Genomic DNA, 11741 nt, shown 5'->3' with positions numbered 1-11741 from the left:
GGCTCCCATGTCTTACGGGCACCAGATGACATGATCTCCCCAACCGTGGCTTTCAACAATGCCCTTGATGCTGTCGATCGCCGCTTGATCCGCGTTCCGGACGTCAACAATGACTACGCGATGCAAATCGTCAATCTGCTCGGTAAAAGTCTCCACCCAGGTCTGGGCATGCCTTGCCGGGTTGTACGCGCACCCGCCACTGACAACGCAGCCCGCCCCAAGCGCGCTCCTGTGACCGCGGCTGCCGCCGGATGGCCACCCAGCGGCGCAGAAGGCGTCACGGACACCTCCGTTCCCCGCGACTACCAGGGCCGGGACCGGCGGATGAGTAGCGTCAACTCAAAAGAACACTGATTCCTGCGGCGCGTAGTCGCTGCGCTTGTCCTTCGCGGTAGGGGTCTGCCGCATGATCGGGTGACATCTGAACTGGCTTGCCCTGTGAGGCGGGTGGCAGCACTCGGGGCGTGAGCCAGGTCTACGGCCAGGCACGCCGGGCACCTACCCGTGGTCGAGGCTGCCGCCTCACCATTCGACCCTCGGCGAATCACTGCGCATTTTCAGAGTTGCCACCGATGGGGTGACGGCAGTGTGGGCGCAACGCACAAGGCACCCGTGCCGTTGAGGGAGGTGTTCAACGTCTCAACTCATCGGCGTGGGTGCCTCGTTGGTCTTCCTTCCTGCCGCACTTGACCTGCTTCATGCGCTGGTCGAGGGGGTCACCATGCTCATCGTCACCCCGTGAGGGTGACAGCCGCTGCAAGCTCCCGCCGCATCAACGCGCGCTCGTCGGTCGGGTGTACCTGCGCAAGCACGACACCCTGGCTCAGATAGCGGCTGGCTTCGGCATCTCGGTCGGCACCGCCCACGCATACACCGCGGCTGTGATCGACCTCCTGGCCGCCAGGGCACCAGCCTGCTCAAGGTCCTGCGTGAGCACGAACCGGAGTACGTCCTGCCCGACGGGATTCGTGCCGAGTGCGACCGCGTGGGCGATGGCAGGGCCAACTACTCGCATAAAACACCGTCGCCACGGCGTGAACGTGCAGGTCGTGACCGATCCGGCCGGGCAGGTGCTGTGGATCCCAGGGGCCTCGCCAGGCCGGTGCCACGACCTGACCGCGGCCCGCGCTCACCGGATCATCCGGATCTGCGAAACGTCTAGGCGTCCCTGTCCTGGCCGACCGCGCCTACCAAGCGCCGGCGCCTGGGTCACCGGGCGCAGACGGCCGCCGGGTGGGCAGCTGCCCCCCACCCAGCAGACCGTCAATCGAGCGCTGGCCACGTCCTGAGCGCCCGTTGAACGGGGCATAGCATCACAAATCCTGGCGAATCTTTCGAAGATCCCGGATCAGCCACAACCGCATGACGTCAGTCGCCAAGGTCGTCCTCGCCCTGGAGAGGCAACGCCAAACCACTCAGTACGTCGTGACCTGGTCGGGTAGCCGGACAGGTGCGGTCGTACGGTGCTGCGGGTGGCCGCCCGTGGTGGGCCTGGGGCGGACCGGCCACCAGAGGGTCCGGCCGAGGAGTGCGGCGAGGGCGGGGACGAGCACCAGGGAGAGGACGAGCGCGGAGAGCATGATGCCGAGTGCCATCGCGAAGGCGACCTGTTCACTCCCCGGGGTCGTGGCGAGCGTGGCGAAGGAGCCGGCGAGGACCAGCCCGGCCGTCGCGATGGCCGGCGTCGTGTGCCGTACCGCGCGGGCCACGGCGGCGCGGGCCGGGCCCGGTTGCTGCATCTCCTCCCGGATCCGGTCGGAGATCAGGATGTTGTAGTCGGTGCCCAGTGCCACGACGAACAGGAACAGCACCAGGGGCAGGGTGAAGCTGACGCCCGGCTTGCCGAGGCCATGCTGGAACAGCAGCGTGGCGGCGCCGAGGGTGGCGGCGAAGCCGAGCCCGACGGAGAGCATCAGGACCACCGGTGCGAGCAGGCTGCGCAGGAGCAACAGGAGGATCAGCGCGATCAGCGCGGCCGCGACGGGGAACACGATCCTCAGGTCGTGGTCGACTGCGGTGGAGATGTCGGCGAAGATCGCCGCCGTTCCGCCCACGTGTGCCGTCGTCCCGGCGGGCGTGTGCCGGGCGACCGCGTCCCGGATCGGCCCTGAGACGAGGTCGCGGGCCTGCTGGCTCTGCGGGTCGGCGGTCGGGTAGAGGTCGATCCTGGCGGCGCGGCGATCCTCGTTCAGGACGGTCGGTGCGACCTGGCCCACGCCCTTGACCTGGGCGAGCCCTCGGGAGAGGCCGCCCAGCCGGTCGGCGGTGAGGGTGCCGCCGTCCTTGGCGGTGACGAAGACAGTTGTCGGGTCGGAGACCCCGGCCGGCAGCGCGCGGGAGATCTCGGCCGCGGTGGCCGCGGCGGGGGTCGTGTCGCCGGAGTCGCCCTGGCCGTAGTCCATGCGCATGCCGATCAAACCGGCGGCCAGCGCGGCGAGCAGGGCGACGGACGCCGCCAGCATCGTCAGCGGACGGCGCGCGACCAGCACCCCGAGGCGGGCGGCACGGCCTTCGCGCGGCTTGTGGCGCAGGGTCTTGGAGGGCCAGAACATCTTGCGCCCGGCGGCCGCGAGCAGCGCCGGCATCAGGGTGAGGCTGCCGAGCAGCATGACCAGGACCGCGACAGCGATCGCGGGGCCAAGGGAGCGGAACTGCCCGAAGGTCGCCAGGCCCAGGGTGGAGAACGCGGCCACGATGGTCAGTGCCGCCGAGGTGATCGCGGTGCCCACCCGGCCGGACACCTGCTGAGCCGCCTCGCGGGCCGACTGTTCGGGCCGACCGCGCAGGTGCTCGCGGAAGCGGAACAGCAGGAACAGCAGGTAGTCGATGCCGATGCCGAGCAGCACCACCTGGATCAGGCTCGGGGTGCTCGCGTCGAGCTTGTGTCCGGTGAGCAGCGCGGCCCCCGCGACGGCTCCGCCAGCCACCCCGCCGATCAGGGCGACCGCGAGCAGCGGCAGCAGGGCCGCGAGCACACTGCGGAACGCCAGTACGTTGAGCAGGACGATGAACGCCATCACGAGGGCGCTCCCCACCTTCGCGGCGGTGTCGTGGGCGTCAGTGGTGTCGACGGTGTCGGCGAGACTCCCGGTGAAGCCGGTGCGCATGCCCGCCTCGGCGAACTGCGTCCGGGCGGCGTCCCGGAAGGTCCGGTAGACGTCCTGGACCCCTATGTCCGTGGGATTGCCGGTCAGCTGCACGGTGAGCAACTGGAAGCTCCGGTCGGGCGCGGTCATCGCCGGGGCGATCCTGGGCGTCTGGGAGCGGTCCTGGACCAGGAACTCCGGCATGTCGTCCCGCCTGGGCATGACCACTCGGCGCTGGCCCAGCTTCGCCGCCTCGGCCTCGACGCGCTTGTGGTCGGCGGCGCTCAGTTCCTTGCCGTCGGACCGGGCCACGAGCACCGTGACCGTGGTGGCGTCAGGGTCCTCCCCGAACTGTTCCCGGGCGATGTGCAGCGCGGCGGCCGAGTCGTAGCTGCGGGGCAGGAAGTCCCCGGTCTGGCTCTGGGTCACCCGCGCGATCAAGATCGGGGCCAGGGCGCTCAGGGTGAGACCCAGCACCGCCCACAGGGCGATGACTTTCCAGGGATGTCGGGTGGAGTAGCCGGTCAGGGCGCGGATCATTTGTCCTCCGCGGACGGGTTCGTGGTGTGTGTGCGGACGTCTGCCGCGAGCTCTCCCGGCAGGTCTCCAGACCATCACTGGGAAGGGGCCGCGAGCGTCGTGGCAGCGGATGATCCGGACCGGGGCCCTGGGGCCCCGCCGGGGCCGGGACCAGGACCCTGGTCCTGGTCCCGGCCAGGTCAGAAGGGTGAGAACGGCCGCCGCCGGTGCCGCGGGCACGACGGCTGTGCAACGCTGTGGCGGGGCCGGGAGGCCGGAGCGCAGGGAGAACGGACATGCCCATGAGTGATCGCACAGGGACCGGCGGCAGCCGCGGGCCGCTGCGCCTCGATAGCGCCGAGCCGCTGTGGTCCCGCAACGACGCGCTCGTGGCCGGCGGGGCCTGTGTGCTGAACGTGCTCAGTTACCTGTTCGCGGAGGCCCCCGACGGGCAGCAAGAGGTGAGCGTCGCCGGGTTCCTCCTCGTCGCGGTGGCGGCCCTGCCGCTGCTGGCCCGGCGCCGCCACCCCGTGGCGGTACTCGCCGCCGTCCTGGTCCTCGACGCGACGGCCACCGTGACCGTGCCGCTGTCCACCCACTTCGGTGCCGTATTGGTGGTTGCCCTGTACGAGGTCGCCCGGACGTGCCGCGGCCGGGTGGCGGCGGCCATGGCCATCGTGACGGGGGTGGTGACGCTGGTGAGCCAGAGCGGCGGCCGGATACCGAGCTACCAGAACGCCTTCGCCACGCCGCTGAGCGTCCTGATCGTGGTCGGCACCGCCCTGGCGGTCAGCCGCTGGCAGCAGGAGGTGGCCGCCAACCGCAGGCTCCTCGCCGATCGCGCGGTGGCCGACGAACGCCGCCGTATCGCACGGGAGTTGCACGACATCGTGGCCCACCACATCACCACCATGCAGCTGATGGCCGGCGGGGCCCGGGCCAACCTCGCCCAACCGGAGGTGGTCCGGGACGCCCTGGTCACCCTGGAGTCCTCCGGGCGGCTCGCGCTGCGCGAGATGCGCCAGCTCCTTGATGTGCTGCGGGCTGGAGACGAACCGGAGACCGCGCCGTCGCTGCCCCAGCCCGGCGTCGACGGTCTCGACCGCCTGGTGGCCGATTCCCGCCTTGCCGGACTGCCGACCGAGTTCAGCGTCCACGGTCAGCGGGTACCGCTGCCGCCGACCGTCGGCCTCACGGTGTTCAGGATCGTCCAGGAGGCCCTCACCAACACCCGCAAGTACGCGGCGGGGACCGCGCACGCGTCCGTACGGCTGACGTACCGCCAGGAGCGGGTCACCGTCGAGGTGCGGGACGGCGGCGGGGGCGCACCACCGCAGGAGGGGGCGTCGGCGGCGGGCTCAGGCGGTTACGGCCTCATCGGCATGCGCGAGCGCGTCGCCCTGCACGGCGGCACCCTCACCGCCGGCCCGCAGGCCGGTGGCGGGTTCGCAGTGGTGGTCGACCTGCCGCTGGCCACGGACGAGGCGGACGAGGCTGCCGTCCAGCACGAGGGGGCACTCCGATGACGGAGACCGGGCCGACGCCGGAGAGGATCAAGGTGCTGATCGCGGACGACCAGCCGCTGGTCAGGCGGGGCCTGTCGCTGATCCTCTCCCCCGACCCGTCCTTCGAGGTGGTGGGAGAGGCCGAGAACGGCGCGCAGGCCGTCACCCTCGCCGGCCAACTGCGCCCCGACGTCGTGGTGATGGACATCCGGATGCCCGTGCTCGACGGGGTCGGCGCGACCGGGGAACTCGCCGCCACTCTGCCGGGCTGCCGGGTCCTGGCCCTCAGCACCTTCGATCTGGACGAGTACGTGGTGGGCGCCCTGCGCGCCGGCGCCTACGGGTTCCTGCCCAAGGACAGCTCCCCGGAGGACCTGAGCGCGGCGATCCGCACCGTCCACGCCGGCGAGGCGGTCGTCGCGCCGCGCCTGCTCACCCGGCTGATATCGACCTACGTACGGGCACCTCGCGGTGCGCGGCCGGACCTCACCGGCCGGGGTGAACTCACCCCCCGCGAGGTCGAGGTGTGGCATCTGATGGCCACCGGCCTCGACAACACGGAGATCTCCCGCACCCTGGACATCAGCCTCTCCACGGTGAAGAACTACATCACGAGCATCTTCGACAAGCTCCACGTCCGCGACCGCGCCCAGGCGGTCATCGCGGCCTACGAATCCGGACTGGTCGCCGCCCGGACAGCAGCCGAACACCCGGCCGGCGACGGGCACACCGGATAGCGGGCTCACCACCGAGATCCATGGAGCGGCGCGCACTCCTCCCACCGCAACCGCCGTTACCTGCGCCGCCGTTAGGTCAAGCGCCGTGACTGTTGCAGCCCTTCGCCTCCGGCTTCGCACATGAGCCGCCGGACAGACCCCGGGAGGCGCGATTCAGCGGCACAAGGCCGCGTCCACGACATTGTCGACGCGCTTCCTGGCTGCCTCGTCGGTCAGTTGAATGGTCACCGCGACATTGGCGGCGCGGCCGTCGTCGGTGACTCCGCCCCGGGTCTCGTATCCGGGGAAGCTTCCGCCGTGGCCCCAGTAGAGGCCGCCGCACGGCAGCGGCTTGCTCACGAGCCCCAGTCCGTAGCGGGCGCCGGAGCCGAAGGTGCCTTCAGCGGGGACGGTGGTGCGCATCTGGGCGAGCTGGTCCGCCGGGAGGAGGCGGCCGGACACGAGCGCGCCGAAGAACCGGTTGAGGTCGGAGTTGGTGGAGATCATCTGACCTGCCGCCCAGCCCCAGGAGGGGTCCGTCTCCGTGACGTCGCGCAGCGGCGCGCCTGCCGAATCCTGGTAGTAGCCCTTGGGATGGGCTTCTCGGATGGTCGCGTCACCGGGGGCGGGAAAGTAGGTGTGGCGCAGCCCGATGCGCTTGATGATGCGTTGGTCCATCTCCTTGGCGAGCGGTCGGCCGGTGACCTTCTCGACGATCAGGCCGGCGAGCACGTAATTCGTGTTGCTGTACGCCCATTTCGCCCCGGGGGCGAAATCGGCCTTGTGCTGGAGAGCGATGCCGAGGAGCTCGCGGGGTTCGAAGTAACGGACTTCTTCACCGAGGTAGTTGCTGTAGTTGGGGAGCCCGCTGGTCTGCTGCAGGAGCTGACGGACGGTGATGTGGCGTCCGTCGATCCCCTCCCCTCGTACGAGGCCCGGCAGATAGGTGTCGACCGGGGTGTCGAGGCGGACCTTCCCCTCGGCGACCAACTGCAGCACGACCACCGCGGTGAACGTCTTGGTATTGCTGCCGACTCGCACCTGACCGTCCCTGGGCACCTTCGAGCCGGTGGCCAGGTCGCCCACCCCTGCCGTGTAGGTACGGTCGTGGCCCTTGCGGTCCTTGACGCTCGCCAGCGCGGCGGGCAGGCCATCGGAACGCAGCAAGGCGTTCAGCCCCTCCTTGACAGTGTCCGGCCGGGCGGCGGCGGACGCCGCGGGAGGCGCCAGGACGCCCATCGTCATGACGCCCACGGCCACCGCGGCCGCGGCCGACACGGCGCTGCGCCGGCCGCTCCGCCGCCTGGGAGAACGGAACCTCTGCCATGTCTGTTCACGCACGAGCCAACTCCTGTGGAATCGATCGGAAACCAGCGGTATGTGCCGGTCCCAGCATGTTCGGGTGCGGCAGCCTGGGGCGATCCCGCTACCCGGCCGGCTCCAGGTGGGGCTACCCCCCTGTGCGCTCAGACGATGGCGAACGGGGCGGGGACGCTGCGCCTGCCGACCCAGGGCCTTTCGGCCGCCCCCCCTCACGCGCACGCGATGCGGCCTGCGCCGGCCACATCGGCCACCCGCACCGCCCAACACGTCTGCGACGGCGAGGCGTTGGAGCGTGGCACCCAACTGACCGACGCCTGCGCCCGGACAACCCGGCCATGCCGAACGGAGGTAAGAGCCAGCTGTTCTGTGGGGGTTTGCCCAGCCGGGTAGTTAGCGTTTCCGCAGGTCGTGCAAGGGAGTTGAAGATCTCCTGACGTAGCACAACGGAGCTCGTTGGTACGGGCAGTCGTCCAAGACAGCTCGTATCGCAAGGAGCTTCGTTGCCCGTTCATTCTGTCCTGCCGCCCGCGCTGACGACCGGCACCCGATCGGTCACGGTGGCTGCAGGCCGGTTCGCGCCCGGCTGCCTGGGGGAGCTGGTGGTGACCGGCTATCCGGCCGAAGTCGTCCCCGGCTGGCTCGACCCCCTCCTGACCTACCCCGGGCGCCTTGATGTCGCCCTGCACCACCCCCGTCCCCGCCGCTTCCGCAGCTTCCTCAACCGGGCCGGACTCCGCCGCAGCTTCCACGACCTCCGCCACTCGACCGCCACTCTGCTCCTGGAACTAGGTGTCGTCCTCGTCGTGATCAAGGAACTCCTCGGGCACGCTCGGCGTCACCGCCAGCGTCTACGCCCATGTCCGACTCCGGTTCCAACGCCCTGGGGGATGCACTACAGGGGAAGCGCCTCGCCCATCCGCCCCACACGGCAACAGATGACTTTGCTCTGCACAGCGACACATTCGCACTTCCCAGTCGGCGGCCGAGTCGTCGTGGGGAGGCGGGCGGCCAAGCCTCGCGAGCCACAAACGGCAGCCGCCTGAAAGCCACACCCGCCTCCCCTGGGTGCCCTCACCCTACGAACGGGGGGACCAACCCGAACAAAAAGGTAGAGCCGCCTGATGCCGAGCGACGACGGAGCGAGCCTGCCTTCGGCTTCGCCAGGGAGTTCGCCAGCACATGCGCAGTAGCCGACCCCAGGTGGCGCCCGACGGGGGAGGGGCGGCATCGGCACACGCGATGCCCTCCGCGAGCCCACTCCCGGCGAACTCGCCGAAATCGTGCACGCTCGGGGCCCACGGGCGCTGGAATGTCCCTGGCCAGGCGTTTTGAGTGCCTGCCCAGGGACACACAGACGCCTGCTCCCCAAAGAAGGCTCTGCCGCCCCAGAACGTGCTCAGGGGCGTCCAGCGGGCTGGGTGCTGCCGGGAGCGTCCCGAGCTCCTGCGGAGCACCGCTGGGGTCTTCGTCATGGATACGCCTTCCGGGGTCTCGCGGAGAGGGCCGACTGGGCACACTCTGGTCCCGACCGGCCTGTTGCGCGGTCCCTTCCCTGGCGGGTCGCCCCGCACGGAATGGGTGGCCGGGACCCGCCTGGTCTCGTGGGACACCGGCCCGTGCCGGGCGTTGAACCGCGATGAGCGTGCGATGCTGGATCCCCGGAGCGCGCCCGGTCTTTTTGGACCCCGCATCCCCATCGGGCGTGACGACCCCAGGGCGGCGATCGTATGACCGAGCAGCAGTGCCGAAATTGTGGGAGTCCAGCCGGTGCACCGCACCGAGAGACGGTGTCCCCGCCTGCGGGGGGCGGGGCCGGGTGAGCGTCTCCGCTCCGGCTCAGCCACCGGTGCTCGCGCCCGGGGTGGCGTTGGCGGCCACCTTGCCGGTGGACGATGTCCTTCGCGAGGTCGGTGTCGTCGCCGGCGTGGGCCTGGGTGGCGAGGAGGTCTTGCGACGCCAGGCGCGGTTCGGCCCCAACGCGGTCGCTACGCACCGTGCCCGGCTGTTCCCTGTGCTGTGGCACCAGCTCCGTTCGCCGCTGCTGGGGCTGCTGGTGGCGGCCGCTGTCGCGTCCTTCCTGGTGGGAGAGCAAAGCGATGCGGTGATCATCGGGCTGATCGTGAGTGTGTCCGTCGCGCTGGGCTTCGTCAACGAGTACCGGGCCGAGAAGGCGGCTGAGGCGCTGCACTCGCAGATCCACCACGAGACCGTGGTGTTGCGCGACGGTCGGGACACGCTCGTGGACGTTACGGCGCTGGTCCCCGGTGATCTGGTCGAACTGCGTCTGGGGGACATCGTGCCGGCGGACCTGCGGCTGCTGGAGGTCACCGGATTGGAGTGCGACGAGTCGGTGCTGACCGGCGAGTCGTTGCCGATGGACAAGAGCCTCGCCGCGGTCGCGGCCGGGACCCCGTTGGCCGAACTGTCCGGGTGCGCTCTGATGGGCACGGTCGTCCGGACCGGCGCTGCCCGCGGGGTAGTCGTCGCTACCGGGGCACACACCGAGTTCGGCAAGATCGCCGCGGGGCTTGACACGCATCCGCTCGACACCGAGTTCCAGGTCGGCCTGCGGCGCTTCTCGCTGCTGCTGGTCTACGTCGCGGGCGCGTTGACCACCTCGATCTTCGTGATCAACGTAGCCCTGCACAAGCCGATCATCGACGCTCTGCTGTTCTCACTGGCCATCGCGGTCGGTATCACCCCGCAGCTGCTGCCCGCCGTCGTCTCGACGAGCCTGGCCGCCGGCTCGCGCCGGATGAGCCGGCGCAAGGTGCTGGTCAAGCGGTTGGTCTGCATCGAGGACCTGGGCGATGTCGATGTCCTGTTCACCGACAAGACCGGCACGCTCACCATGGGCCGCATCGAGTACATGCGCGCCGTTCCCGCCGGCCGCCAGGGCAGTGAGGCGGTGGTGCGGTGGGGACTGCTCGGCACGGAGAACGCGACGCGGGATGCGCAGGACGTCGGCGGGAACCCGCTGGACCAGGCCCTGTGGCGGTCTCCGGCCGCCGCGGGCGAGCGCGCCTCCCTGGAGGGGTACACACAGGTCGCGGTGCTGCCTTTCGATCACGAACGGCGCATGATCTCGGTCCTGGTGCGGGACAGGGAGGGCTGTTCGAGCCTGGTCACCAAGGGCGCTCCGGAGACTGTCCTGGACCGCTGCGTCGACGTCCCACCCGAAGTCCGTGCGGCGCTGGCGGCGGAGTTCGCCGCGGGGAACCGGGTGGTCGCCGTCGCCACCCGGCCCGTCGCCCCCGGAACACAGGCCGTCGGCCCGGAGGACGAGCAGGAGCTGATCCTGGCCGGGCTGCTGGTGTTCCTCGACCCGCCCAAGCCGGACGCCGCCGCAGCGCTGCGCAGACTCTCCGGCCTCGGCATCGCGGTGAAGGTCGTCACTGGCGACAACGCCGTGGTCGCCGCAAAGGTCTGCCGTGACCTGGGGCTCACCGACGCGGGCGCGATGACCGGCAGTGAGGTCGACGCCCTGGACGACGCACAACTGGCCGAGGCGATCTCCCGGACCACCGTTTTCGCGCGAGTGAGTCCCGAGGCCAAGGCGCGTATCGTGCACGTGCGACGGCGCAGCCACGGGGGCGTGGCCTTCCTGGGCGACGGGGTCAATGACGCACTGGCTCTGCACGCGGCCGATGTGGGCATCTCCGTCGACTCGGCCACCGACGTCGCCAAGGACGCGGCCGACGTCATCTTGCTGGAGAAAGACCTCAACGTCCTCGCAGACGGTGTGGCTGAGGGCCGCCGGATCTTCGCCAACACCATCAAGTACGTGTTGATGGGCACCTCGAGCAACTTCGGCAACATGGCCTCCGCCGCGGGCGCCTCGCTGTTCCTGCCCTTCCTGCCGATGCTGCCCTCACAGATTCTGCTGAACAACCTTCTCTACGACAGCAGTCAGCTGGCCATCCCGACGGACAACGTGGACGAGGACCAGCTGCGGAAGCCCGCGCACTGGGACATCGCCTTCATCCGCCGTTTCATGATCTCCTTCGGACCGCTCAGCTCGGCGTTCGACTTCGTCACCTTCGCAGTCATGCTCTGGGTCTTCCACTCCGGACCGGCCCAGTTCCGCTCCGGCTGGTTCGTCGAATCGCTGGCCACCCAGACTTTGGTGATCTTCGCCATCCGCACCCGACGCATCCCGTTCTTCCGCAGCCACCCCAGCCTGCCGCTGACTCTCGCCGCGCTCGGCGTCGTCACGACCGGCGCCGTGCTGCCGGCCACTCCACTCGCCCCCGCTCTGGGCTTCCAGCCGCTTCCCGGGGGTTTCTTCGCCACGCTGGTCGGCATGATCCTCGCCTACCTGGCCCTCGTCGAGATCGCCAAACGGCTCTTCTACGGGGCCGCAGTCCCGGCACCTCCGGTTCCCCGGCACTACGCCGGCCACCGTCACCTGCGGCGCCGTGCCGCCCGCTTCAGCACCGCAGGACCCCGCCCCACCCCGGCGGGCGGACCGCCGTGATGGGGACCGTGAGCCGTGCCGCGAGCGGCGGAACCGGGGAACGGGGCACAGACGCACCGCGATGCGGTGGCCCCAGCCGGCGGATATGCGCCGTGGGCCACCGCAACCTCGCGCT

At 70.2% G+C, this 11741-nt stretch carries 7 protein-coding genes and 1 pseudogene; 6 read left to right on the top strand and 2 right to left on the bottom strand.

The annotated features are described in order from the left end of the window. Window positions 1-45 precede the first annotated feature (45 nt). Together OG522_RS06580 and OG522_RS06575 are read left to right on the top strand one after the other, a co-directional pair. Window positions 46-354, top strand: a complete 309-nt coding sequence (locus tag OG522_RS06580; protein WP_329461993.1) for a hypothetical protein — start codon at window positions 46-48, stop codon at window positions 352-354. A gap of 344 nt (window positions 355-698) precedes the next feature. Continuing rightward, the gene (locus OG522_RS06575) at window positions 699-1289 is read left to right on the top strand and encodes a transposase family protein (protein ID WP_329467506.1); all 591 of its coding nucleotides are present in this window, start codon (window positions 699-701) and stop codon (window positions 1287-1289) included. Window positions 1290-1415: 126 nt separating this feature from the next. Here OG522_RS06575 and OG522_RS06570 read toward each other — a convergent pair whose 3' ends face one another. Further along, window positions 1416-3626 carry an MMPL family transporter gene (locus tag OG522_RS06570; protein WP_329461992.1) on the bottom strand — a complete coding sequence of 737 codons (2211 nt, stop codon included), beginning with the start codon at window positions 3624-3626 and terminating at the stop codon, window positions 1416-1418. Between the two features lie 281 nt (window positions 3627-3907). Between OG522_RS06570 and OG522_RS06565 the strand changes: the two genes are divergently transcribed. Together OG522_RS06565 and OG522_RS06560 are read left to right on the top strand one after the other, a co-directional pair. Continuing rightward, window positions 3908-5131 (top strand): sensor histidine kinase, encoded by a 1224-nt coding sequence (locus OG522_RS06565; RefSeq protein ID WP_329461991.1) that lies wholly within the window; start codon window positions 3908-3910, stop codon window positions 5129-5131. Further along, a complete protein-coding gene (locus OG522_RS06560) occupies window positions 5128-5847 on the top strand; it encodes a response regulator transcription factor (RefSeq protein WP_329461990.1) in 720 nt (239 codons plus the stop codon). The genes OG522_RS06565 and OG522_RS06560 overlap by 4 nt, the downstream gene beginning before the upstream one ends. A 153-nt stretch (window positions 5848-6000) precedes the next feature. Here OG522_RS06560 and OG522_RS06555 read toward each other — a convergent pair whose 3' ends face one another. After that, on the bottom strand, window positions 6001-7167 hold the full coding sequence (locus tag OG522_RS06555; RefSeq protein ID WP_329461989.1) for a serine hydrolase domain-containing protein: 1167 nt from the start codon (window positions 7165-7167) through the stop codon (window positions 6001-6003). Between the two features lie 680 nt (window positions 7168-7847). Here OG522_RS06555 and OG522_RS06550 point away from each other — a divergent pair. Both OG522_RS06550 and mgtA read left to right on the top strand, forming a co-directional pair. After that, a pseudogene (locus OG522_RS06550) lies at window positions 7848-8088 on the top strand (tyrosine-type recombinase/integrase); the annotation flags it as partial. Window positions 8089-8965: 877 nt separating this feature from the next. Next, on the top strand, window positions 8966-11626 hold the full coding sequence (gene mgtA, locus OG522_RS06545) for a magnesium-translocating P-type ATPase (protein WP_329461988.1): 2661 nt from the start codon (window positions 8966-8968) through the stop codon (window positions 11624-11626). Window positions 11627-11741 lie beyond the last annotated feature (115 nt).

The organism is Streptomyces sp. NBC_01431, from assembly GCF_036231355.1.
GTDB lineage: Bacteria > Actinomycetota > Actinomycetes > Streptomycetales > Streptomycetaceae > Streptomyces.
Note: the sequence above shows the minus strand (reverse complement) of the source record. Positions and strands in the feature narration are given on the sequence as shown.